The following is a 23150-nucleotide window of genomic DNA, read 5'->3' as shown; positions in this document are numbered from 1 at the left end:
ACGCTTCTTATAGGTGGATGCGGAGGTCAGCCTTTCAGGCTGTCCAGATCGTCGACGTTGATGGTGTCCAGATTACGGAACAGCACCACCAGGATGGCGAGACCGATCGCGGATTCCGCCGCGGCCACCGTCAGGATGAAAAACACGAACACCTGCCCTGCCAGATCGCCCAGGTAATGGGAGAACGCGACGAAGTTCAGGTTGACCGCCAGCAGCATCAGTTCGATCGCCATCAGCAGCACGATGACGTTCTTACGGTTCAGGAAGATGCCGACGATGCTGATGGCAAACAGCACCGCGCCGAGCACGAGGTAATGGGCAAGGGATAGCGAAGACATATGGGTTCTCCCGGGGCTCAGCTCTTGGATTCAGCCGAAGCTGCGCCAGCCGATTTTTCCGACGGCATCGAGACCAGACGCACGCGGTCCTTGCGCTTCACGCGGATTTGATCGGACACGTTCTGGGCCTTGGTGTCCTTGCGGCGGCGGGCGGTCAGGGCCACGGCCGCGACAATCGCCAGCAGCAACACCGCGCCAGCCACTTCAAAGGCATAGATGTAATCTGTATAGATGAGCTTCCCGAGCGCCTGCGTGTTCGGGCCGGTGAAGCCCTTCGGCAACTCCTGCACTGGCTGTACGCGCCCCATGAAGGTCTTGGTCAGCACGACGGCCATTTCCAGGATGATGACAACGCCCACGAAGGCTGCCATCGGCACGTACGTCCAGAAATCACGTCGCAGGTGCTCGATGTCGATATCGATCATCATCACCACGAACAGGAACAGCACCATCACTGCCCCAACGTAGACCAGCACCAGCGTAATGGCGAGGAACTCTGCCTTGAGCAGCATCCAGATCGCCGCCGCGGTAAAGAACGAGAGCACGAGGAACAGCGCCGCGTGCACCGGGTTCTTCGCGGTGATGACCTTCAGCGCTGCGAGCACCAGCACGAGCGCGAAACAGTAGAAGATGATCGTCGTGATTTCCATGATCCTGGCACGGGCCGTTTTGCGGCACGCGCTTGTCCAAAGCCGCGATGGCGTAACGCCACCGCAACTGGTTGGCTCTCAAAGAGCCGTTGTCCAACCGGGATGTCAACTGCACCGCCCGCCAACCGCACGGCGGACGTTCTGAATCAGCGGTACTTTGCGTCGGCTGCCTTGTTGGCCGCAATTTCCGGCTCGAAGCGATCACCCACGGCCAGCAGCATGTCCTTGGTGAAATACAGGTCGCCGCGCTTTTCACCGTGGTATTCCAGGATGTGCGTCTCGACGATGGCGTCCACCGGGCAAGCCTCTTCACAGAAGCCGCAGAAAATACATTTGGTCAGGTCGATGTCGTAGCGCGTGGTACGGCGAGTGCCGTCGTCGCGCTGATCCGACTCAATCGTAATGGCCAGAGCCGGGCAAACGGCCTCGCACAGCTTACAAGCGATGCAGCGTTCTTCGCCGTTCGGATAGCGACGCAGTGCATGCAGACCGCGGAAACGCGGCGACAGCGGCGTCTTCTCTTCCGGAAAGAGAACAGTGATCTTGCGCGCAAACAGATAGCGCCCGGTCAGCGCCAGCCCCTTGAAGAGTTCCTTCAGGAGCAGACTGTTAAAAAATTCCTTGATGGCAAGCAACATGGTGCCTTCCTATTGTCCCGTTACTTCCAGATGTTCCACGGCGACACCAACCAGATGGCGACGACGACAAGCCAGCCCACAGTGAGCGGAATGAATATCTTCCAGCCCAGACGCATGATCTGGTCATAGCGATAGCGCGGGAACGATGCACGCAGCCAGATAAAGACCGACAGCAGCAGGAAAACCTTGATCAGCAGCCAGAAGAAGCCCGGAATCCAGTTGAGGACCGGTGCATCGATCGGCGAAGCCCAGCCGCCCAGGAACAGCGTCGCCGTCAGCGCCGAGATGACGATCATGTTGATGTACTCGGCCAGGAAGAACAGCGCGAACGCCATGCCCGAGTATTCGATCATGTGACCGGCCACGATTTCGGATTCGCCTTCCACCACGTCGAACGGGTGGCGGTTCGTTTCTGCCACACCCGAGATGAAGTAGACGCCGAACATCGGCAGCAGCGGCAGCCAGTTCCACGAGAGGATGTTGATGCCGTGACCCGCAAAGAAACCGCGGTTCTGCGAGTTAACGATGTCCGACAGGTTCAGGCTGCCCGTCACCATCAACACCGTCACGAGCGCGAAGCCCATGGCGATTTCGTACGAAATCATCTGTGCCGAGGCGCGCATCGCACCCAGGAACGCGTACTTGGAGTTCGAAGCCCAGCCGGCCAGGATCACGCCGTACACGCCCACCGAGCTGATCGCCATCACGTACAGCAGGCCGGCGTTGATGTTCGACACCATGGCTTCGGCCTGGAACGGAATCACCGCCCAGATCGCCACGGCGGGCATCAGCACCATCAGCGGCGCGATGATGTACATGCCGCGGCTGACCGCGCTCGGCACCATGACTTCCTTGAGCAGCAGCTTGAGCACGTCGGCAATCGGTTGCAGCAGACCCATTGGGCCCACGCGGTTCGGGCCCAGACGCACGTGCATCCAGCCAATGAGCTTGCGCTCCCACAGGATCAGGTAAGCGACGCACAGCAGCAACGGCAGAATGATGCAGACCGCGCGGACCAGCGTCCAGATCAGCGGCCACCATCCACCAAAGGTGGCGGTACCGAAAGAAGTAATCGACTCGATCATGTTGACCCTTACACCGTAGCCGCCAGCGCGGACGATTCAACCTTCTCAACGCTCACCGCGCCGAACATGGCACCCAGCTGAGCCGAAGCCTCGGTGGCAGCCGGCACGCGGACCACACCGGAAGCCAGCGACTTGTCCAGCACGGCCGGCAGCACCACACTGCTCTGCCCTTGCGTCACGCGCACGGCATCACCATCGGCAAGGCCGAGTTGCGCATAGAGGTCAGCCGGCAAGCCAGCGCGCACGGCGGCGCGTGCTGCAGCCGTCAGTTGCAGCGAACCAGCGCGGCGCACGATCGGATCGGCGTGGTAGATCGGTACATCGGCCAGACGTTCGATGCTTGTCGCGGCGGCTGCCGGAGCAGCGGTCTGTGCCGTCGTCGTGTTCGACAAACGGGCGGTGACCGGCTTGGCCAGCACTTCGTCGCGCACCACTTCCGAGCTGTCGTATTCGAAGCCCGACACGTTCAGCAGGTTGCCCAGCACGCGCAGGACCTTCCACGCCGGACGCGAATCGCCCAGGCTGCGCACAACGCCGTTGAAGCTTTGCGGCAGACCTTCGCAGTTGACGAAGGTGCCGGAAGTTTCCGTGAACGGCGCGGTCGGTAGCAGCACGTCGGCGTACTCGAGTGCAGCGCGGGAGGCAAATGGCGCCAGAACGATCACAGTGTCAGCCTGGTCCAGCGCCGCACGGGCCTGTACCGGGTTCGCGGTATCGAATTCAGGTTCGGCGCCCAGTAGCACGTAAGCACGACGCGGTTGCGCCAGCATGGCGGCGGCGTCGAGGCCATTGCTTTGCGGCAGCGCACCGGCAATGTAGCCACCAACTGTGTTGGCCGCTTCCGTCAGGAAGCCGAGCGTCGCGCCGGTTTGCTGCGCAACCCACTGAGCCAGCGCGTGCAGTTGCGAGAATTGCGGATGCGCCACCGCAGCGTTGCCGAGGAACACAGCCTTGCGCTCGCCCGAAGCGAGGCTTGCAGCAATGCGCTTGGCAACGTCACCGGCTTCGATGCCATCGGTACCGCCTGGACGGGCAACGTTGTTGGCAGCAGCCACGGCCACCGCCACTTGCGACAGCAGCGACAGCCATTGCGACGGTGCACCCAACAGTTGCGTGGCGGGCATCAATAGATCTTCGCCACCGGCGCCGATCACGTTCAGTTGTGCACCCTTCTTGCCTGCCTGCCGCAGACGCGCAGCCAGCAGCGGATGATCCTTGCGCAGGAAGGCGCCAACAACCAGCGTGCGCTGCAGCAACGACACATCGGCGATCGGCAGGCCTAGCCACGGAGCGCCCGTCGGCTTGACGGAAAAATCGGATTGGCGCAGACGGAAATCGACGTTGTCGCTGCCAATGCCACGTACCAGCTTTTGCAGCAAGAACAGCTCTTCCAGCGTGCTGTGCGGGCTGGCCAATGCACCGATCTGCTCAGCGCCATGGTCACGCTTGATTTCGTTCAGGCCGTTGGCGACGTATTCCAGCGCCGTAGTCCAGTCGACGGCCTTCCACTGACCGCCTTGCTTGAGCATCGGCTGAGTCAGACGATCGTCGCTGTTCACGCCTTCATAGGCGAAACGGTCCTTGTCGGAAAGCCAGCATTCGTTGATGGCTTCGTTGTCCAGCGGCAGAACGCGCATGACGCGCTGATTCTTCGTCTGGACGATCACGTTCGCGCCCAGGCCGTCGTGCGGCGACACCGACTTGCGGCGTGCCAGCTCCCACGTACGGGCCGAATAGCGGAACGGCTTGCTGGTCAGCGCGCCGACCGGGCACAGGTCAATCATGTTGCCCGACAACTCGGAGTCAACGGTCTGCCCAACGAACGTCGTGATCTCGGAATGCTCACCTCGGTTGAGCATGCCCAGTTCCATCACGCCGGCAATTTCCTGACCAAAGCGGACGCAACGCGTGCAGTGAATGCACCGCGTCATCTCTTCCATAGAGATCAGCGGGCCCACGTTCTTGTGGAACACCACACGCTTCTCTTCCTGGTAGCGCGATTCAGACTTGCCGTAGCCCACAGCCAGATCCTGCAGTTGGCACTCGCCACCCTGATCACAGATCGGGCAATCCAGCGGGTGGTTAATCAGCAGGAATTCCATCACGGACTTCTGTGCCTTCACCGCCTTTTCGGAGTTTGTGAAGACCTTCATGCCCGCGGTTACAGGCGTGGCGCAGGCGGGCAGAGCCTTGGGCGCCTTCTCGACTTCGACCAAGCACATCCGGCAGTTGGCCGCGACCGACAGTTTGCGGTGATAGCAGAAGTGAGGAATGTAGGTGCCCGTCTGGCGAGCCGCCTCCATCACTAGGCTGCCTTCGGCAACCTCGACCTTCTTGCCATCGATTTCGATTTCAACCATGTTCTGCCACGCTTAAATGTAGGTGGGCACCATGCACTGCTTGTGTTCGACGTGATACGCGAACTCATCCCAGTAGTGCTTGAGCATGCCGCGGACCGGCATCGCAGCGGCATCGCCGAGCGCGCAGATAGTCCGGCCCATGATGTTTTCGGCCACGTTGTTCAGCAGGTCCAGGTCTTCCTGGCGGCCCTTGCCGTGCTCGATGCGGTCGACCACGCGATACAGCCAGCCAGTGCCTTCGCGGCACGGCGTGCACTGGCCGCACGACTCTTCGAAATAGAAATACGACAGACGCAGCAGCGATTTCACCATGCAGCGCGTTTCGTCCATCACGATCACAGCGCCCGAGCCCAGCATCGAGCCAGCCTTGGCGATCGAATCGTAGTCCATGTCGGAGGCCATCATCAGGTCGGCCGGCACCACCGGCGCCGACGAACCACCCGGAATGACCGCCTTGAGTTTCTTTCCGCCGCGCATGCCGCCGGCCAGCTCCAGCAGCTTGGAGAACGGCGTGCCGAGCGGAATCTCGTAGTTGCCCGGACGCTCCACGTCGCCGGACACAGAGAAGATCTTCGAGCCGCCGTTGTTCGGCTTGCCCATCTTCAGGTAGTTGTCCGGACCGATGGACAGCAGGAACGGCACTGCGGCAAAGGTTTCGGTGTTGTTGATGGTGGTCGGCTTGCCGTACAGACCAAAGCTCGCCGGGAACGGCGGCTTGAAACGCGGCTGCCCCTTCTTGCCCTCCAGCGATTCGAGCAGCGCGGTTTCTTCGCCGCAGATGTACGCGCCATAGCCATGGTGCGCATGCAGCTGGAAGTTGAAACCGGAACCCAGGATGTTGTCACCCAGGAAACCCGCAGCACGCGCCTCTTCAAGCGCCTGCTCGAAGATCTTGTATTCGTTCCAGATTTCGCCGTGGATATAGTTGTAGCCCACGGTGATGCCCATCGCATAACCGCCGATGGCCATGCCTTCGATCAACGCGTGCGGGTTGTAGCGGATGATGTCGCGATCCTTGAACGTACCCGGCTCGCCTTCGTCCGTGTTGCAGACCAGATACTTCTGACCCGGGAACTGGCGGGGCATGAAGCTCCACTTCAGACCAGTCGGGAAGCCCGCACCGCCACGACCGCGCAGGCCCGACGCTTTCACGTCAGCAATGACCTGTTCAGGGGTGACCTTCTCGGTAAGGATGCGCTTGAGCTGTTGATAGCCGCCACGCTTGACGTAATCGTCGAGGTGCCAGTTGTCGCCGTTCAGGCCAGCGAGAATCAACGGCTGGATATGTCGGTCGTGCAGAGAGGTCATTTACTTGCCTGCTCCCTTGGTCGGCGCCTTCGACTGGAGGTCGGCGATCAGCGCGTCGAGCTTCTCGTTGCTCATGAAGCTGCACATGTGGGTATTGTTGACGATCATGACCGGCGCATCACCGCACGCGCCCATGCACTCGCCTTCCTTCAGCGTGAAGTTGCCGTCGGCGGTGGTCTCGTTGAAACCGATGCCCAGCTTCTTCTTCAGGTAGTCGGCCGCACGCTCGCCGCCCGACAATGCGCACGGCAAGTTCGTGCACACCGACAGCTTGAAGCGGCCCACCGGCTTGGTGTCGTACATGTTGTAGAACGTCGCCACTTCCTCGACCCACACCGGCGGCATTTCGAGGTACTCGGCCACGAACTGCATGACTTCGGGCGAGACCCAGCCTTTCTCGCTCTGCGCGACCGCCAGCGCCGCCATCACGGCGGACTGCTTCTGGTCGGCGGGATATTTCGCGACCGCCCGGTCAATTTCCTTGAGAGCTTCTGCTGATAGCATGTTCGTTGCGATTGGTGCGGGACGCGGGGCGTGTTACCTAGCTGCCTTACCCCGGCGGGCGTCCTCGTTTCACAGCCGCGCTTGCCTGCGCGTCAAACCTTGTTTCCTGCTGGTTCAGCGATCGATCTCGCCAAACACGATGTCTTGCGTACCGATGATCGTCACCGCGTCGGCAATCATGTGACCCTTCGCCATTTCGTCGAGCGCGGCCAGATGAACGAAGCCCGGTGCGCGGATCTTCAGACGGTACGGCTTGTTGGCGCCGTCGGAGATTGCATAGATGCCGAACTCACCTTTCGGGTGCTCAACGGCGGCGTATGCCTCACCTTCGGGCACGTGCATACCTTCCGTGAAGAGCTTGAAGTGGTGAATCAGCTCCTCCATGTTGGTCTTCATGTCCACGCGCGACGGCGGCGCCACCTTGTGGTTATCGGTGATCACCGGACCGGGGTTTTTGCGCAGCCACTCGATGCACTGACGAATGATGCGATTGCTCTGGCGCATTTCTTCCACGCGCACCAGATAACGGTCGTAGCAATCGCCGTTCACGCCAACCGGGATGTCGAAATCGACGCGGTCGTACACTTCGTACGGCTGCTTCTTGCGCACATCCCATTCGATGCCTGAACCACGCAACATTGCACCGGAGAAACCTTTGTTAAGCGCACGCTCCGGGCTCACCACGCCGATACCAACCAGACGTTGCTTCCAAATCCGGTTATCGGTCAGCAGCGTTTCGTACTCGTCAACATACTTCGGGAAGCGGTTGGTGAAGTCTTCAATGAAGTCCAGCAGCGAACCCGAACGCGTTTCGTTCAGGGCCGCCAGGGCTTTCTCGTTGCGCACCTTGGATGCCTTGTATTGCGGCATCGTGTCGGGCAGATCGCGATAGACACCGCCCGGACGGTAGTAGGCAGCGTGCATGCGCGCGCCCGAAACCGCCTCATACATATCGAACAGGTCTTCACGCTCGCGGAAGGCGTACAGGAACACCGCCATGGCGCCCACGTCCAGCGCGTGCGAACCAATCCACATCAGGTGGTTCATGATCCGCGTGATCTCGTCGAACATGACGCGGATGTACTGCGCACGCAGCGGTACTTCGAGGCCTAGCAGGCGCTCGATTGCCATCACGTAGGCGTGCTCGTTGACCATCATCGACACGTAGTCGAGGCGATCCATGTACGGCACGCTCTGAATCCAGGTCTTCTGCTCGGCGAGCTTTTCAGTCGCGCGGTGCAGCAGACCGATGTGCGGGTCGGCACGTTGAATGACTTCGCCGTCCAGCTCAAGCACTAGGCGCAGCACGCCGTGTGCGGCCGGGTGTTGCGGACCGAAGTTCAGGGTGTAGTTCTTGATATCTGCCATGATCGGGCGCCCTTCAGTGCTTCAGACCACCGTATTGATTCTCGCGGATCACACGCGGCGTAATCTCGCGCGGCTCGATGGTTACCGGCTGGTAGACCACGCGGCGCTGCACCGGGTCGTAGCGCATTTCAACGTAACCCGACACGGGGAAGTCTTTGCGGAACGGGTGACCGATGAAGCCGTAGTCAGTCAGGATGCGGCGCAGATCCGGGTGGCCCTCGAATACCAGACCGTACAGGTCGAACGCTTCGCGCTCGAACCAGTCAGCGGAACTCCAGATCGTAGTCACAGATGACACCACCGGCAGGTCGTCGTCCGGCGCGAACACGCGTACGCGAACGCGCCAGTTGTGCGTGATCGACAGTAGTTGCGACACAGCTGCAAAACGCGGACCGTTCCAGGCACCGTCGCCGTAGTCGGCATAATCGACGCCGCACAGATCCATCAGTTGCTCAAATTTGAGCGAAGCGTCGTCGCGCAGCGTGCGCATAACGTCGTGGTAATCGTCAGCCTTCACCACGAGGGTGAGTTCTCCAACGGACTCGGTCAGGCTTTGAACGCGATCGCCCAGCGCCTTTTCCAGCGCGGCCTTCAGAATGGCAAGCTTGTCGGTCATGTCAGGCCTTGCGCGCGATGGTGTTGGTGCGACGGATCTTGGCCTGCAGCTGGATGATGCCGTAGATCAGTGCTTCTGCCGTCGGCGGACAGCCCGGCACGTATACGTCGACCGGCACGATGCGATCGCAGCCGCGCACGACAGAATACGAGTAGTGGTAGTAACCGCCGCCGTTCGCGCACGAACCCATCGAGATGACCCAGCGAGGCTCGGCCATCTGGTCGTACACCTTGCGCAGCGCGGGCGCCATCTTGTTGCACAGCGTGCCGGCCACGATCATCACGTCAGACTGACGCGGCGACGGGCGAAACACCACGCCGAAACGGTCCAGGTCATAACGCGATGCGCCAGCGTGCATCATTTCGACAGCACAGCAGGCCAAGCCGAACGTCATCGGCCAGAGTGACCCAGTACGGGTCCAGTTGATCAGCTTGTCAGCGGTAGTCGTGACAAAGCCTTCATTGAGTACGCCTTCGATCGCCATTTCACATCACTCCCAATCGAGCGCGCCTTTTTTCCAGATGTAGACGAAGCCCACGAGAAACTCGAGAAGAAACACGCCCATCGCGAAGAACCCCGGCCAACCGATCTCACGCAGTGCCACGCCCCAGGGGAACAGGAACGCAGTCTCCAGATCGAACAGGATGAACAGGATGGCGATGAGGTAATAGCGCACGTCGAACTTCATGCGCGCGTCTTCGAATGCTTCGAAGCCGCACTCGTACGGCGAGAGCTTGTCAGGATCGGGATTGTTCGGACCGAGGACTCGGCCGATGGTCATCAGAGCAAGCCCAAGGCCAACGCCGACAACGATGAACAACAGTACGGGGAAATAGGCTTCGAGGTTCAAGGGAGGCCCGCCTTTTTGAATGGTTGCAACAGCACTGCCCGCAGGCGGCGCCTTGTCGCCCCATCGAAGGCGCCGGGTCCGCAGCCTTACGACGCCTCGACTACGCGTCGTCTTGCGGAGGGGCCTGCGCGGAACATCCCGTTGAACAGACCCCGAATTTGATTGGTGCCGACGGCGAGACTCGAACTCGCACAGCTTTCGCCACTACCCCCTCAAGATAGCGTGTCTACCAATTTCACCACGTCGGCTGGGGGAAGAAACTCTATCAGGAACCCGGTTGAGACTTAACGCCCTTGCCGTTTCCCGCTTTGTTTCAAGCCTTGCATTCTACCGCAAAGCAAAGCTTTTGTTCAATGCACAAACAAAAATCTTATGCCTCGCAGCGCGCCGGAAAACCCCATCGGTACGCCGCGATCGTTACATCAAATTACTTTGGCACAGCGGGCGCGGAAGCTGCGCCCGGAGCAACAGCAGGAGCCGAGGCCACGGGTGCCGATGCCGTAGACGTAACAGGCGCAACCGAACCCATCACACCTGCCGACACGCTGCCCTTGTTGGTGCCGATCAGCGTCAGCGCCAGCGTGGCAATGAAGAACACGGTTGCCAGCACGGCCGTCGTACGCGACAGAAAGTTGGCCGAGCCGGTGGCGCCAAACAAGCTGCCCGACGCGCCGGACCCAAACGCCGCCCCAACGTCCGCACCCTTGCCGTGCTGCAACAGCACTAGGCCGATCACGCCCAGCGCGCTCAGAATTTGCGCAACCAGCAGCAGAGTTTTCAGAATTGCCATTTCGCTTCTCTCAGTAATATGTTGCAGTCGCACATGTGTGACATGGCGACTCGATCGATCGCTTATGCGCGACCGATCGCCAGGAAATCTTCTGCCTTCAGCGATGCACCGCCGATCAGGCCGCCATCGATGTCCGCCATTGCAAACAACTCGCCCGCATTGTCCGGCTTGACGCTGCCGCCGTACAGAATCGCCAAGCGCTGCGCCACGCCAGCGTCGCGGGCAGCAACACGTGCGCGCAGGAACGCGTGCACAGCCTGCGCCTGCTCGCTGGTGGCAGTCTTGCCCGTGCCGATTGCCCAAACCGGTTCGTACGCCACGACGATACGACCCAGTTGCTCGACCGACAGCGCTTCCAGCACCGCATCCAGTTGGCGGGCTACCACCTGCTCGGTCTCACCAGCTTCGCGCTGCGCGAGCGTTTCGCCCACACAGACGATCGGGGTGATGCCATGTTCCAGTGCACGCAGCGCCTTGGTCGCCACTTGCGCGTCGGTTTCGCCGTGGTACGAGCGACGCTCGGAATGACCGACAATCACATAGCCACAGCCAAATTCCGACAGCATCGACGCCGCCACTTCGCCGGTGAACGCGCCTCGCGTTTCAGCCGACACGTCCTGTGCGCCCCAGCCCACCGCAGAACCGGCGAGCAGCGACTGACACTGCGCCAGGTACGGGAATGGCGCACATACGGCCAGCGTAGCGTTGGTTTTGCCGGCCGCTTTGATCTGTTCAAGCAGTGCGGCGTTCGCGCTCAGGGTGCCATGCAACTTCCAGTTGCCCACCACCAGCTTCGGTCTTGCGTTCACGTTTTGCCCGGTCGACTGTCAAATAAACCCGGCATTCTACCGCGGCGGCAAAAACGGGGTCAATTTTGACGTCTTAGAGTCAATCCCAAACCAACATAATCTTGCCGATGTGAGCACTCGATTCCATCAAGGTATGCGCCTGGGCCGCCTGTGCGGCCAGTAAGACCTCATGCACGACCGGCTTGATGCGCCCGGACACGAGCAACGGCCAGACCGTCTTATACAGATTGGCCGCGATGGCCGCCTTGAATGCAACCGGACGCGGACGCAGCGTCGAGCCCGTCAGCGTAATGCGCCGGCGCAGGATGTCGCCCAGTGGCACCTCGGCCTTGGCGCCGCCCAGCAACGCGATCAATACGATGCGGCCGTCATCGGCGGTGCAGGCAATTTCGCGCGCGACATAGCTGCCGCCGACCATGTCGAGCACCACGTCGGCGCCGCGTCCTGTCTCGGTCTTGACGATTTCGACGAAATCTTCGGTCTTGTAGTTGATGGCGCGCGTGGCGCCGAGTTCGACGCAGGCCTCGCACTTGTCGGCGCTACCCGCAGTGGCGAACACGCGGTGACCCAACGCAGACGCGATCTGAATCGCCGTCGTGCCGATCCCGCTGGAGCCCCCCTGCACGAGCAGCGTTTCATCGGCGCCGTGTGCGCCCTGCCCCAGCAAGCCGCGGTCGAACACGTTCGACCACACGGTGAAATAGTTCTCCGGCAATGCAGCGGCTTCGATATCGGACAAGCCGGCCGGCACGGGCAGCACTTGGCCCAGCGGCGCTGTGCAGAACTCCGCATAGCCGCCGCCTTGTACCAGCGCGCAGACGCGATCACCCACCTTCAGGCCGTAGCGATTGTCGGCGTGCGCCAGATCGCCACTGACGATCTCGCCAGCAACTTCAAGCCCCGGAATATCGGAGGCGCCGGGCGGCACTGGATAGTTGCCCGTCCGCTGGAACACATCAGGCCGGTTCACGCCCGCTGCACGCACGCGGATCAGTACCTCGCCGGCCTTGGCCTCCGGCATCGGGCGCTCGCCCAGCTTCAAGACTTCGGGGCCACCGTATTGGGTGATTTCAATCGCTTTCATGGGAATCGGATCGATGAGGGTTACGACGCTGCGCGTGAGTTACGAGACGCTACGCTTCGGTTCGACAAAGTGCTGCGGAATGCCGCGCGTGGTTTCGCGCATGATTTCTTGTTTGCCGTGAACGATGCCGTCGGCGATCTTGCCGATATGCAACTTGAGCCACATCTCCGTCGGCGAGCCGGCGCGATAGTCGGCCGGGCCGAGCATGTCGACGCGATCATCGGCACGCAAGTTGTCGGCCTGCTCGAACGAGCGCGGACTCTCTGGGTTGTAGACAGCATAGGTGCGACCACCGCCCTTGCGCGCGACCGAAAACGCCGGAATATCGCTCGGCCCATCAGCCACATAGATCATGTTGGCGAACGGCACGCGGCGCTCGTCCTCGGCAATCGACGAGTTCACACTCACCGCTTCCGGGTGCTTGTTGACGCCCTTGTTGATCTCAAACAGTGCGCGCGTCTTGGTGGTGTTGTCGATGGCGTAGATGATTTCCGAGACGACCTGCCTGCCATCAGCGTTGGCGTCGGGCGCCTCAAGGAATTCACAGCCCCACACGCCGTCGATGTATGGGGCGATGGGCGAGCCCTTGATCATCTCCGTCAGGCCCGTGCTGACGATGTAGTGCTCAAGCTTGATGTCGAACGCTTGGTAGGTTGCGTTGTCGCGCACCCACGCTTTGCTGCGCTCGAAGAAATCGGTCACGCCGGGGAAGAATTCGAGTTCGGCGCCCAGTTCACGGAGCGTGGCATTGTCGAGGCCACCCATGCGGCCGTCGCGCACATGGCGCAGCAGCACGTTGAGGTAGAACGTTTCGTGGTTGACCTTCTGGCCGCGCGATTCGATTTCGCGCGAGCCTGCGGCCACCTCGTCCCAAAAACCCTGCTCGGCGATATTGAAGCGATCGAACAGCGGCACTTGCATGTAGCGCGGGATCAGCGTCTTGTCGAAATCCCAGACGATGGCGATGCGATTTTGCTCGAACAGGCGACTCATGATGGGGCGCGAAGGGGCAACGGGAGGAACTCGCGACGCAGTGTAAACAAAAAAACGGCTGGACATCGTCCAGCCGTTTTTCTTAGCGGAAACTGCCCGCTTACTGCTGCTGTTGCTGCTGTTGTTGCGAGGCAGCGTCGTCAGCACCCGGTGCTTGCGGTGCAGCGGCCGGTACGTCGCCTTCTTCAGCCTTGGCAGCCTTGATCGACAGACGCATGCGGCCCTTCTCGTCGGTGCTCAGCAGCTTCACGCGCACAGCCTGGCCTTCCTTCACATAGTCGGAAACCTGGTTCACGCGCTCATTGGCGATTTCCGAGATGTGCAGCAGACCATCCTTGCCCGGCAGGATGTTTACGATTGCGCCGAAATCCAGCAGCTTCAGCACGGTGCCGTTATAGATCTTGCCCACTTCGGCTTCTGCTGTGATGCCTTCGATGCGGCGCTTGGCTTCTGCCATGCCTTCCGACGACGTCGACGCGATGGTGATCGTGCCGTCTTCCTGGATGTCGATCGTGCAGCCGGTTTCCTTGGTCAGCGCCTGGATGGTCGAACCGCCCTTGCCGATCACGTCGCGGATCTTCTCCGGATTGATCTTGACCGTGATCATGCGCGGAGCGTGCTCCGACAGCTCCGTGCGTGCGCCGCCCATGGCTGCCTGCATCTTGCCCAGGATGTGCAGACGGCCTTCCTTGGCTTGTGCCAGTGCCACCTGCATGATTTCCTTGGTGATGCCCTGCACCTTGATGTCCATCTGCAGTGCGGTAATACCAGCGTCGGTACCAGCGACCTTGAAGTCCATATCGCCCAGGTGATCTTCGTCACCGAGGATGTCGGTCAGCACTGCGAACTTGTTGCCTTCCAGGATCAGGCCCATGGCCACGCCGGCCACGTGCGCCTTGATGGGCACGCCAGCGTCCATCAGCGACAGCGAGCCGCCGCACACCGAAGCCATCGACGACGAACCGTTCGACTCAGTGATTTCGGACACCAGACGGATCGTGTAAGCGAATTCATCGTCCTTCGGCAGCACCGGGATCAGCGCGCGCTTGGCCAGACGGCCGTGGCCGACTTCGCGGCGCTTCGGGCTTCCCACGCGGCCGGTTTCGCCCGTGGCGAACGGCGGCATGTTGTAGTGAAGCATGAAGCGGTCACGGTACTCGCCTTGCAGCGCGTCGATGATCTGCTCGTCGCTCTTGGTGCCCAGGGTGGCCACCACCAGCGCTTGCGTTTCACCACGCGTGAACAGGGCCGAGCCGTGCGCACGCGGCAGCACCGACGAGCGGATCTCGATCGGGCGCACCGTGCGGGTGTCGCGGCCGTCGATACGCGGTTCGCCGCTCAGGATCTGACCGCGCACGATCTTCGATTCCAGCTCAAACAGGATGTTGTCGACTTCCACGCCGTCGGCTTCCACACCGGCCTCGGCCAGCTTGGCGGCAACCGACTTGTAGACTTCCTTCAGCTTCTGGCTGCGGGCCGACTTCTGGCGCAATTGGTATGCAGCTTGCAGATCAGCCAGGCCGAGTTCGGACACCTTGGCGACCAGCGCTTCGTTCTTCGGAGCCGCTTGCCAATCCCACTCAGGCTTGCCGCCGTCGCGCACCAGTTCGTGGATCGCGTTGATGGCGATCTGCATTTGCTCGTGGCCATACACCACGGCGCCCAGCATCACTTCTTCCGACAACTGCTGCGCTTCGGATTCGACCATCAGCACGGCACGCTCGGTACCGGCCACAACCAGGTCCAGATCGGAATGCGCGAGTTGCGCACGGTTTGGGTTCAGCAGGTACTGGCCATCCTTGTAACCCACGCGGGCAGCGCCCACCGGGCCGTTGAACGGCAGACCCGACACAGCCAGCGCAGCCGAAGCAGCGACCAGCGCCGGGATGTCGGCCGGCACTTCCGGGTTGATCGACAGCACGTGGATGACGACCTGGACTTCGTTGTAGAAGCCTTCCGGGAACAGCGGACGCAGCGGACGATCGATCAGGCGCGAGGTCAGCGTTTCGTTTTCCGACGGACGGCCTTCACGCTTGAAGAAGCCACCGGGAATCTTGCCCGCAGCGTAGGTCTTCTCGAGGTAATCGACGGTCAGCGGGAAGAAGTCCTGACCCGGCTTCGGGTTCTTGGCGCCCACCACGGTAGCGAGCACGACGGTGTCGTCCATGTCGAGCAGCACAGCGCCGCTCGCCTGGCGGGCGATCTCACCCGTTTCCATGCGGACCTTATGGCCGCCCCACTGGAATTCTTTGACGATCTTGTTGAACATGTTTTCTCCTGTTCGGTATTCGCGGCACCGACGATTCAAAGTCGATTTCCATTACGCCGCGACAAACACGTTCCGGAAGACGGTGCGGTTGCAGAGGTGTGTTTTATGCCATTCCAGCGCCGCGCTGGCACCAACGCCGCGCTGGAATGACACAAGGCCCTGCTTCCTGCCGCCTCCGGTCCATGGCAGCCGCCTCATCGATTGAATCGGCCGGCTGCCATCACTCACCGGTTGCCCGGCGCGGCCACAAACGCGGCCGCCAAAAACAAAATGCCTGCATCAGCACGCTGACGCAGGCACTTTTCATCACGCGCAGTGCGTGATACCCACCATTACTTACGCAGACCCAGCTTTGCAACCAGCGCGGTGTAACGGTCAGCGTCCTTGCTCTTGAGGTAGTCCAGCAGACGGCGACGACGGCTCACCATGCGGAGCAGGCCGCGACGGCTGTGGTGATCCTTCATGTGCGCCTTGAAGTGCGGCTGCAGTTCGTTGATGCGGGCAGTCAGCAGTGCAACCTGCACTTCCGGGCTACCCGTGTCGTTGGCGCTGCGGCCGTTATCTTTGACGATGTCTTGCTTCTTGATGTCAGCGACGGACATTTTGATTCCTTTGACTTGCGGACACTGCAGCGCCTGAATAGCCGCCGTTGGTGCCGTGTTGAACAATGATCTTGCTACCCACCCGATCCAAAACCGGTCTGGACAGCAAGACCGCGATTATAGCCCAGAACCCCGCCCTGACGACAGTTCTGTGTCATCCCGCTCAGTGGCGCACCATTTTGCAAGTTGTCGGCAAAGCGGTTTGCGAAGCAGGAATCACTTTGAGCGTACGAAAACCGTAGCCGGAGCCCTCGATATCGAAGGGCGCACCAAGCGTACCCGCCCGCTCCATCTGCGTGACGATAAGCGGCTGTATGGCCTGATGATCGTCCGCTCGCAAGGTGACGCGGTGGAAGCCGTTGTCCAGCGATGCGCCTTCCAGCGCACGTGCCACGGCGGTGGCCTCCGTGGTACCGGCCCGCTCGATGGCAGCGGCCAGCATGTCGATCATCATCTGGTCGCGCAGCAGTGGGTAGTCGTCGGCGGGTGCCGGATAGCGGGCACGGAAGGCCCTATAGAACGCATCGGACTTGGCGCCACCCAGGTTCGGGTGCCACTCTGCCACGGCCACCACGCGACCGACGCCGGCTTCGCCCATCGCGCCTGGTGCGCCGAGCGAGTTGCCATAAAACGTAAAGAAGCGCGCCTTGAGCCCGGCATCTCGTGCGGCCTTGACGAGCAGCGTCAGATCGTTGCCCCAGTTGCCGGTGATGACCGTATCCGCACCCGACGCGGCAATGCGCGCCACATACGGCGCAAAGTCCTTCACCTTGCCGATCGGGTGCAGAACCTCGCCCACGATCGCTATGTCCGGCCGCTTCTCACCCAACTGCTGACGCGCCGATTGCGCCACCTGGCGACCGAACGTGTAGTCCTGCCCAATCAGATAGACCCTTTTGATCGCCTTGTCCGCGCGAATCACTTCCGTCAGCGCGTGCATGCGCATATCTGCCGACGCGTCGAAGCGGAAATGCCAGAAGCTGCATGCCTCGTTGGTCAGCGCCGGATCGACGGCGGCGTAGTTCAGGAACAGCACGCGCGCGTCCGGATGACGGTCGTTGTGGCGCGAAATCGACGTCGACAACGCAGCCGCAGCCGCCGAACTATTGCCCTGCAGAACGAAACGGATACCCCCGTCCGTAGCGGCTTGCAATTGCAGCAACGATTCGTCGACGGTGTTTTTACTATCGAAGCGCACGAGCGCAAGCGGATGACGGCCATCGGGCAGCTTCACACCGCCGCGTGCATTGACGTTCTCAATGGCCATGCGCAGATTGCGATCCACCGCCTCGCCAGCATTGGCAAACGGGCCAGACAGCCCTTCAATCAGCGCCAGCCGGATTGGCGCTGCTTCAGGCTGGGCAGTTGCCGCGCCACACAACCCTACAGCCGCCAGCGCGGCCACAAACCAACGAAACACCATGGCAAATCTCCGTGAAGCGCGGATGGTAAAGCGCCGTTGCATGTCGGCACAAGCCAGCACCACTCGCACGGGCTCCTACACTGAAAGCCCCGGGAGAATCATTGTGAGCATTCGATCAATATGGCGGAGCGCGGCGCTGCTCGCTGTAGCGCTGACATCAATGTGCGCGTGTACCGTGCTGGCGCCCATACAAACGGGCGAAGCACTGGTCGGCCAACCTGCTTCTGCCGTGGAAGCCCGCTTTGGCAAACCGCCCGAGAGGTATCCGCGTGCGAATGGCGGCACGCGCTGGCTATATCCAACGCAGCCCTATGGGCAATTCACATATGCCGCTGATTTCGATGCGAGCGGCAAGCTTGTCTCATTCCGGCAGATTCTGACCACAATGGATTTTGCGCAGATCCGCGTCGGCACAGCGACGCGAGCTGACGTGCTGCAGACGTTCGGCAAGCCCGAAGAGACCGCCTATTTCCGGCTGATGGATCGGCAGGTGTGGTCGTATCGCTTTAGGCACGAGGGCGTGTGGCCATCGCTGATGAACTTCTATTTCGATCGCGACGGCATCGTGCGCCTCACGCAGGTCAGCCCAGACCCGATGTACGACCACGATCACGATTCCAGTCGGTAAGCCAGCGCTAAACGCCAGAACGGCAACATCCACGCGGGGCGCATCGCCTGGCGTGGACATTCGGGTCGGCCATGTCGTGGATCGCACAGACATCGCTCTCAAAGACGGCTGGCATGGCGCACGCTCCTGACGTGTCCAGTGCCGCCGCACCCGCTTCGCGTTCCGGTGGATAACCGGGTGCGCGCTCAGTGGTGATCGTGTTGGGGTCTGGGCTGACTCCTGCGTGTGTTGGTAAAACCCGCGATCAGATCTGCGGGTTGAGTTTTTCGCTGCTCTTGTCCTGCAGCTTGTTCAGTGCGGCAAGGTAAGCCTTGGCCGAAGCCGCAACGATGTCCGGATCGGTACCCACACCGTTGACGATGCGGCCCGACTTGGACAGCCGCACCGTCACTTCGCCCTGCGCCTGAGTGCCTGTCGTGATGGCGTTAACCGAATACAGCAGCTGCTCGGCGCCACTGGCGACCTTGCTCTCAATCGCATTGAGCGTCGCGTCAACCGGGCCATTGCCCTCCGCTTCGCCCGTCACTTCCTTGCCGTCTGCAACGAAGACGATGCGCGCGTGTGGACGCTCACCAGTTTCCGAACGTTGGGCCAGCGACACGAACCGGAAATGCTCGCCCTCGCTGTGCTGTGCTTCGTTCGAAACGATGGCGACGATGTCCTCATCAAAGATCTCGGCCTTTTGATCAGCCAGCTCCTTGAAGCGGGTGAAGGCTGCGTTCAGTTCGGCTTCTGAGTCGAGCTCAATGCCCAGTTCCTGCAGGCGCTGTTTGAACGCATTGCGGCCCGAGAGTTTGCCCAGGACAATCTTGTTGGCTGTCCAGCCCACGTCTTCGGCACGCATGATTTCGTATGTGTCGCGCGCCTTGAGCACCCCATCCTGGTGGATGCCCGAAGCGTGCGCGAACGCGTTGGCGCCCACGACAGCCTTGTTCGGCTGGACGACAAAACCGGTGATCTGCGAAACCAGCTTGGATGCCGGCACGATCTGCGTGGTATCGACACCAACGTCGAGATTGAAGTAGTCGCGACGCGTCTTCACGGCCATCACCACCTCTTCGAGGCTGGTATTGCCGGCACGCTCGCCCAGGCCGTTGATCGTGCATTCGATCTGGCGTGCGCCGCCCAGTTTGACAGCGGCCAACGAGTTCGCGACCGCCATTCCAAGGTCGTTATGGCAATGCACCGACCAAACCGCCTTGTCGGAATTCGGGATGCGCTCGCGCACCGAGCGGATCAGCGCGGCATAACCTTCCGGCACCGCGTAGCCCACCGTATCCGGCAGGTTGATGGTGGTCGCGCCCTCGGCGATCACGCCTTCCAGTACGCGGCACAGAAAATCCATGTCGGAGCGGCTGCCATCTTCCGGCGAGAACTCGATGTCGTCGGTGAACTGGCGCGCGAAGCGCACCGCCAGGCGCGCCTGCTCGTACACCTGATCCGGCGACATGCGCAGCTTCTTCTCCATGTGCAACGCCGATGTAGCGATGAACGTGTGGATACGAAACTGGCCGGCCGGCTTGAGCGCCTCAGCGGCGCGGGAAATATCGCGGTCATTCGCACGGGCCAGCGAGCAAATGCGCGAATCCTTGACCGACTGGGCAATCGCGCGGATCGCCTCGAAGTCACCGTTGGAGCTGGCCGCGAAGCCGGCTTCGATCACGTCCACCTTGAGCCGCTCAAGCTGCTTGGCGATGCGGATCTTCTCTTCCTTGGTCATCGACGCCCCAGGGGACTGCTCGCCGTCGCGCAAGGTGGTATCGAAAATAATGAGTTTGTCGCTCATGGCGGCTCCTGGTGGGGTGACGTTTTTGGCGTCGGTCTTAGTGGGTGTCTCGAATGGTTTTTGCGGCGCAGAATGCAAAACGCCCCGGCGTGCATGGTTGCAGGCCGGGGCGCTGTGAATCCTGGTTCGCGAAAACTTGGCGGTTTCTGCTTGCCTTGTCTTGCGATTTCCTATGCGCGTGTCCCGACCTGACGACCTAGTAGGCCACCAATCGAGACTAGCGTAATCAGAATGGAAATCGGGCGCGAAAGCATGCGATCGACTATAGACGAATTCAAAAATCGGCGCAAGCGCACATTGGTGCAGCGCATCGGTCACTCATGCGCATCGCCCGACGCTTGTTTGGGCAAGCGCGGACTCCCCTGTTGCCCGTGCAGCGCACGCCAGCCCCACAGCAAGTAGCCCGATACAGCGTAACCAACAAAGAGGCCGAACAACGCAACCGGCGGATCGCTCGATATCACCACGAACAACACCAGCACGAGCACCATCACGCCAAATGGCACGCGGTGACGAACGTCGAGCGCCTTGCCGCTGTAGAACGGCGCGTTCGACACCATCGACAGCCCTGCATACAGCGTCAGCCCGAAGGCCACCCACGGCATCCACAGCTCTTTGACCGGCAGCTTGTTGTCGATCGCCAGCCAGACAAAGCCCGCGATGAGCGCTGCGGCTGCCGGGCTCGGCATGCCTTGGAAGAAGCGCTTGTCGACCGACCCGATGTTGGTATTAAAACGCGCGAGGCGCAGTGCGGCGCCAGCGCAATACACGAACGCCGCAAGCCAGCCCCACTTGCCCAGATCGCGCAGGATCCATTCGTACATGACCAATGCCGGCGCAACGCCGAACGACACCATGTCCGATAGCGAATCGTATTGCTCGCCGAACGCGCTTTGCGTATTGGTGATGCGGGCGACTCGGCCATCCATGCCATCGAGCACCATCGCCGCGAAGATGGCGATCGCAGCCGTCTCAAAGTTCAGGTTCATCGCCTGCACGATGGCGAAGAAGCCGGCGAACAGCGCTGCGGTCGTGAACGCGTTGGGCAACAGATAGATGCCGCGACGGCGCGGACGCACGATCTCAAGATCGTCGTCATCCGAACGCGGCTGGTTGTGCCGCAGCGGACGCAAGTGCGTCACGTTGCCGGCGGTAAAACGCTTCTTGCGTCGGTTGAACGCGGGCATGGCGGCCTCCGAATCAGTCCAGCTCAGCAAGCACCGTGAGCGTGGCGGACACTTTTTCGCCGATGGTCACGCGCGGGCGTGCCGTCAGCGGCAGGTACACATCAACGCGGGAGCCAAAGCGGATGAAACCATAGCGTTGGCCACGCGTGAGCGCTTCGCCTGCCTTGGTATAGCAGAGGATGCGCCGCGCGATCAATCCAGCCACCTGCACCGAAGTGACGAGCTGGCCATCAGCACGGCGCAGCACGATGGCGTTGCGCTCGTTTTCGAGCGACGCCTTGTCCAGGTCCGCATTGACGAATTTGCCAGGGAAGTATTGCACCTGCTGCACCGTGCCATCGACCGGCGCGCGGTTCGAGTGCACGTTGAACACGTTCATGAACACGCTGATCTTTAGCGAGTCGCGATCGGCATACGGGTCACGCACCTGCTCGACGGCGACAATGCGACCATCGGCCGGGGACAGAATCGCATTGGCTTGCGTTGGCACGGCGCGGGCCGGATCGCGGAAAAACTGCAGCACAAACAGCGTCAGCACCCAGAACGGCCAAGCCCAGCCGAAGCCGGCGGCGGCCTGCACGATGAGCGTGACGATGAAAATCCCGCCCAGGTACGGCCAACCCTCGCGGGCGATGATGGGATGCGGATACGTGTTGTTCAAATCAGACCTCGACAGCGTCTTGAAGGAAATGCGGCATTCTAGCCGACACGGGGCCGCGCCAGCACTTGAAACAATGTTTGGCGCCTTGGAATCAGCATAAAAAAAAGCCAGCCCGAAGGCTGGCTTTCTCGCACAGGATGCAACCGATCAGTTCTTCGTCTGGTCAACCAGCTTGTTCTTGGCGATCCAGGGCATCATCGCGCGCAGCTTGGCACCAACTTGCTCGATCTGGTGCTCTTCGGTCAGGCGGCGGCGCGAGATCAGCGTCGGTTGGCCTGCCTTGTACTCCAGCAGGAAGCTCTTGGCGTATTCGCCGGTCTGAATGTCCTTCAGGCATTGCTTCATGGCTTTCTTGGTCTCTTCCGTCACGACGCGCGGGCCAGTGACGTACTCGCCGTATTCGGCATTGTTCGAGATCGAGTAGTTCATGTTGGCGATGCCGCCTTCATAGATCAGATCGACGATCAGCTTCAGCTCGTGCAGGCACTCGAAGTACGCCATTTCCGGAGCGTAACCAGCTTCCACCAGCGTCTCGAAACCAGCCTTGATCAATTCGACGGTACCGCCGCACAGCACAGCCTGTTCGCCGAACAGGTCGGTTTCGGTTTCTTCGCGGAAGTTGGTTTCGATGATGCCGGCACGGCCGCCGCCGTTGGCGGTAGCGTACGACAGGGCGATATCACGTGCGGCGCCCGACTTGTCTTGGTGCACGGCGATCAGGTGCGGCACGCCGCCACCTTGCGTGTACGTGCCACGCACGGTGTGGCCCGGAGCCTTCGGTGCGATCATGATGACGTCCAGGTCCGCGCGCGGGATCACGGCACCGTAGTGCACGTTGAAGCCGTGGGCGAATGCCAGTGCAGCGCCCTGCTTGATGTTGCCGTGCACTTCGTTCTTGTACACGTCGGCGATCTGCTCGTCCGGCAGCAGGATCATGACAACGTCGGCTTCCTTCACAGCCTCGGCCACTTCCTTGACCTGCAGGCCGGCGTTGACGGCCTTGTTCCACGACGCGCCGTTCTTACGCAGACCGACCGTCACCTTCACGCCCGAGTCGTTCAGGTTCAGGGCATGGGCGTGGCCTTGCGAGCCATAGCCGATGATGGTGACGTTCTTGCCCTTGATCAGGGAGAGGTCGGCGTCCTTGTCGTAAAACACTTTCATGGTGATGTCCTAATTTTCAAATATCGATGGAGTCCGG

Annotated in this window: 23 protein-coding genes and 1 tRNA gene; 1 reads left to right on the top strand and 23 read right to left on the bottom strand. The window is 61.2% G+C overall.

What is annotated here, in order from left to right:
- Positions 1-26: 26 nt before the first annotated feature.
- From nuoK to BG83_RS0102725, 19 genes are all read right to left on the bottom strand, one after another.
- Entirely contained in the window at positions 27-338 is a 312-nt protein-coding gene (nuoK, locus tag BG83_RS0102820; protein WP_004630788.1) for an NADH-quinone oxidoreductase subunit NuoK, read from the bottom strand.
- Between the two features lie 17 nt (positions 339-355).
- Entirely contained in the window at positions 356-988 is a 633-nt protein-coding gene (locus BG83_RS0102815; protein ID WP_024975296.1) for an NADH-quinone oxidoreductase subunit J, read from the bottom strand.
- A 146-nt stretch (positions 989-1134) separates the two neighbouring features.
- Positions 1135-1626, bottom strand: coding sequence for an NADH-quinone oxidoreductase subunit NuoI (gene nuoI, locus BG83_RS0102810; RefSeq protein ID WP_003261939.1), 492 nt, complete (start codon positions 1624-1626; stop codon positions 1135-1137).
- A 20-nt stretch (positions 1627-1646) separates the two neighbouring features.
- Positions 1647-2711, bottom strand: coding sequence for an NADH-quinone oxidoreductase subunit NuoH (gene nuoH, locus BG83_RS0102805; protein WP_009241059.1), 1065 nt, complete (start codon positions 2709-2711; stop codon positions 1647-1649).
- Between the two features lie 8 nt (positions 2712-2719).
- Positions 2720-5071 carry an NADH-quinone oxidoreductase subunit NuoG gene (gene nuoG, locus BG83_RS0102800; RefSeq protein ID WP_024975295.1) on the bottom strand — a complete coding sequence of 784 codons (2352 nt, stop codon included), beginning with the start codon at positions 5069-5071 and terminating at the stop codon, positions 2720-2722.
- 12 nt (positions 5072-5083) lie between these two features.
- Positions 5084-6379 (bottom strand): NADH-quinone oxidoreductase subunit NuoF, encoded by a 1296-nt coding sequence (gene nuoF / locus BG83_RS0102795; protein WP_024975294.1) that lies wholly within the window; start codon positions 6377-6379, stop codon positions 5084-5086.
- Positions 6380-6883 (bottom strand): NADH-quinone oxidoreductase subunit NuoE, encoded by a 504-nt coding sequence (gene nuoE / locus BG83_RS0102790; RefSeq protein WP_024975293.1) that lies wholly within the window; start codon positions 6881-6883, stop codon positions 6380-6382.
- A gap of 114 nt (positions 6884-6997) precedes the next feature.
- Positions 6998-8251, bottom strand: a complete 1254-nt coding sequence (locus BG83_RS0102785) for an NADH-quinone oxidoreductase subunit D (protein ID WP_024975292.1) — start codon at positions 8249-8251, stop codon at positions 6998-7000.
- Positions 8252-8264: 13 nt separating this feature from the next.
- Positions 8265-8867 carry an NADH-quinone oxidoreductase subunit C gene (locus BG83_RS0102780; RefSeq protein WP_024975291.1) on the bottom strand — a complete coding sequence of 201 codons (603 nt, stop codon included), beginning with the start codon at positions 8865-8867 and terminating at the stop codon, positions 8265-8267.
- A 1-nt stretch (position 8868) separates the two neighbouring features.
- Positions 8869-9351, bottom strand: coding sequence for a NuoB/complex I 20 kDa subunit family protein (locus BG83_RS0102775; RefSeq protein WP_004630808.1), 483 nt, complete (start codon positions 9349-9351; stop codon positions 8869-8871).
- Between the two features lie 6 nt (positions 9352-9357).
- A complete protein-coding gene (locus BG83_RS0102770; protein ID WP_004630810.1) occupies positions 9358-9717 on the bottom strand; it encodes an NADH-quinone oxidoreductase subunit A in 360 nt (119 codons plus the stop codon).
- A gap of 163 nt (positions 9718-9880) precedes the next feature.
- Positions 9881-9965 (bottom strand) — tRNA-Leu (locus BG83_RS0102765).
- A 179-nt stretch (positions 9966-10144) separates the two neighbouring features.
- Positions 10145-10507 (bottom strand): preprotein translocase subunit SecG, encoded by a 363-nt coding sequence (secG, locus tag BG83_RS0102760; protein ID WP_024975290.1) that lies wholly within the window; start codon positions 10505-10507, stop codon positions 10145-10147.
- Between the two features lie 62 nt (positions 10508-10569).
- The gene (tpiA, locus tag BG83_RS0102755; protein WP_024975289.1) at positions 10570-11316 is read right to left on the bottom strand and encodes a triose-phosphate isomerase; all 747 of its coding nucleotides are present in this window, start codon (positions 11314-11316) and stop codon (positions 10570-10572) included.
- Between the two features lie 79 nt (positions 11317-11395).
- Positions 11396-12400: an NAD(P)H-quinone oxidoreductase gene (locus tag BG83_RS0102750; protein ID WP_024975288.1), complete on the bottom strand. Its 1005-nt coding sequence runs from the start codon at positions 12398-12400 to the stop codon at positions 11396-11398.
- 39 nt (positions 12401-12439) lie between these two features.
- Positions 12440-13393: an HAD family hydrolase gene (locus BG83_RS0102745; RefSeq protein WP_024975287.1), complete on the bottom strand. Its 954-nt coding sequence runs from the start codon at positions 13391-13393 to the stop codon at positions 12440-12442.
- Positions 13394-13493: 100 nt separating this feature from the next.
- Positions 13494-15662, bottom strand: a complete 2169-nt coding sequence (gene pnp, locus BG83_RS0102740; protein WP_024975286.1) for a polyribonucleotide nucleotidyltransferase — start codon at positions 15660-15662, stop codon at positions 13494-13496.
- A gap of 332 nt (positions 15663-15994) precedes the next feature.
- Positions 15995-16264 (bottom strand): 30S ribosomal protein S15, encoded by a 270-nt coding sequence (gene rpsO, locus BG83_RS0102730; RefSeq protein WP_012436069.1) that lies wholly within the window; start codon positions 16262-16264, stop codon positions 15995-15997.
- Between the two features lie 163 nt (positions 16265-16427).
- On the bottom strand, positions 16428-17687 hold the full coding sequence (locus BG83_RS0102725) for a branched-chain amino acid ABC transporter substrate-binding protein (RefSeq protein WP_037031504.1): 1260 nt from the start codon (positions 17685-17687) through the stop codon (positions 16428-16430).
- Between the two features lie 160 nt (positions 17688-17847).
- Here BG83_RS0102725 and BG83_RS0102720 point away from each other — a divergent pair, with 160 nt between their 5' ends.
- Positions 17848-18315 (top strand): hypothetical protein, encoded by a 468-nt coding sequence (locus BG83_RS0102720; RefSeq protein ID WP_051541431.1) that lies wholly within the window; start codon positions 17848-17850, stop codon positions 18313-18315.
- A gap of 244 nt (positions 18316-18559) precedes the next feature.
- On the opposite strand, the gene BG83_RS0102715 is transcribed toward BG83_RS0102720, so the two are convergent.
- From BG83_RS0102715 to ilvC, 4 genes are all read right to left on the bottom strand, one after another.
- Entirely contained in the window at positions 18560-20101 is a 1542-nt protein-coding gene (locus tag BG83_RS0102715; protein WP_004630827.1) for a 2-isopropylmalate synthase, read from the bottom strand.
- Positions 20102-20415: 314 nt separating this feature from the next.
- Positions 20416-21288: a CDP-diacylglycerol--serine O-phosphatidyltransferase gene (pssA, locus tag BG83_RS0102710; RefSeq protein ID WP_024975283.1), complete on the bottom strand. Its 873-nt coding sequence runs from the start codon at positions 21286-21288 to the stop codon at positions 20416-20418.
- A 13-nt stretch (positions 21289-21301) separates the two neighbouring features.
- Positions 21302-21949, bottom strand: a complete 648-nt coding sequence (locus BG83_RS0102705; RefSeq protein WP_024975282.1) for a phosphatidylserine decarboxylase — start codon at positions 21947-21949, stop codon at positions 21302-21304.
- Positions 21950-22096: 147 nt separating this feature from the next.
- Complete coding sequence (gene ilvC, locus BG83_RS0102700; RefSeq protein ID WP_004630832.1) at positions 22097-23113, bottom strand: ketol-acid reductoisomerase; 1017 nt, start codon at positions 23111-23113, stop codon at positions 22097-22099.
- Positions 23114-23150: the final 37 nt, after the last annotated feature.

The organism is Ralstonia pickettii, from assembly GCF_000607165.1.
GTDB lineage: Bacteria > Pseudomonadota > Gammaproteobacteria > Burkholderiales > Burkholderiaceae > Ralstonia > Ralstonia holmesii.
This window is presented reverse-complemented; position numbering and strand designations above follow the sequence as displayed.

Excerpts from the sequence above, each read along its gene's own strand:
- nuoK (WP_004630788.1), bottom strand. The coding sequence starts at position 338 with ATGTCTTCGCTATCCCTTGCCCATTACCTCGTGCTCGGCGCGGTGCTG.
- BG83_RS0102815 (WP_024975296.1), bottom strand. The coding sequence starts at position 988 with ATGGAAATCACGACGATCATCTTCTACTGTTTCGCGCTCGTGCTGGTG.
- nuoI (WP_003261939.1), bottom strand. The coding sequence starts at position 1,626 with ATGTTGCTTGCCATCAAGGAATTTTTTAACAGTCTGCTCCTGAAGGAA.
- nuoH (WP_009241059.1), bottom strand. The coding sequence starts at position 2,711 with ATGATCGAGTCGATTACTTCTTTCGGTACCGCCACCTTTGGTGGATGG.
- nuoG (WP_024975295.1), bottom strand. The coding sequence starts at position 5,071 with ATGGTTGAAATCGAAATCGATGGCAAGAAGGTCGAGGTTGCCGAAGGC.
- nuoF (WP_024975294.1), bottom strand. The coding sequence starts at position 6,379 with ATGACCTCTCTGCACGACCGACATATCCAGCCGTTGATTCTCGCTGGC.
- nuoE (WP_024975293.1), bottom strand. The coding sequence starts at position 6,883 with ATGCTATCAGCAGAAGCTCTCAAGGAAATTGACCGGGCGGTCGCGAAA.
- BG83_RS0102785 (WP_024975292.1), bottom strand. The coding sequence starts at position 8,251 with ATGGCAGATATCAAGAACTACACCCTGAACTTCGGTCCGCAACACCCG.
- BG83_RS0102780 (WP_024975291.1), bottom strand. The coding sequence starts at position 8,867 with ATGACCGACAAGCTTGCCATTCTGAAGGCCGCGCTGGAAAAGGCGCTG.
- BG83_RS0102775 (WP_004630808.1), bottom strand. The coding sequence starts at position 9,351 with ATGGCGATCGAAGGCGTACTCAATGAAGGCTTTGTCACGACTACCGCT.
- secG (WP_024975290.1), bottom strand. The coding sequence starts at position 10,507 with ATGGCAATTCTGAAAACTCTGCTGCTGGTTGCGCAAATTCTGAGCGCG.
- BG83_RS0102750 (WP_024975288.1), bottom strand. The coding sequence starts at position 12,400 with ATGAAAGCGATTGAAATCACCCAATACGGTGGCCCCGAAGTCTTGAAG.
- BG83_RS0102745 (WP_024975287.1), bottom strand. The coding sequence starts at position 13,393 with ATGAGTCGCCTGTTCGAGCAAAATCGCATCGCCATCGTCTGGGATTTC.
- pnp (WP_024975286.1), bottom strand. The coding sequence starts at position 15,662 with ATGTTCAACAAGATCGTCAAAGAATTCCAGTGGGGCGGCCATAAGGTC.
- rpsO (WP_012436069.1), bottom strand. The coding sequence starts at position 16,264 with ATGTCCGTCGCTGACATCAAGAAGCAAGACATCGTCAAAGATAACGGC.
- BG83_RS0102725 (WP_037031504.1), bottom strand. The coding sequence starts at position 17,687 with ATGGTGTTTCGTTGGTTTGTGGCCGCGCTGGCGGCTGTAGGGTTGTGT.
- BG83_RS0102720 (WP_051541431.1), top strand. The coding sequence starts at position 17,848 with ATGTGCGCGTGTACCGTGCTGGCGCCCATACAAACGGGCGAAGCACTG.
- BG83_RS0102715 (WP_004630827.1), bottom strand. The coding sequence starts at position 20,101 with ATGAGCGACAAACTCATTATTTTCGATACCACCTTGCGCGACGGCGAG.
- pssA (WP_024975283.1), bottom strand. The coding sequence starts at position 21,288 with ATGCCCGCGTTCAACCGACGCAAGAAGCGTTTTACCGCCGGCAACGTG.
- ilvC (WP_004630832.1), bottom strand. The coding sequence starts at position 23,113 with ATGAAAGTGTTTTACGACAAGGACGCCGACCTCTCCCTGATCAAGGGC.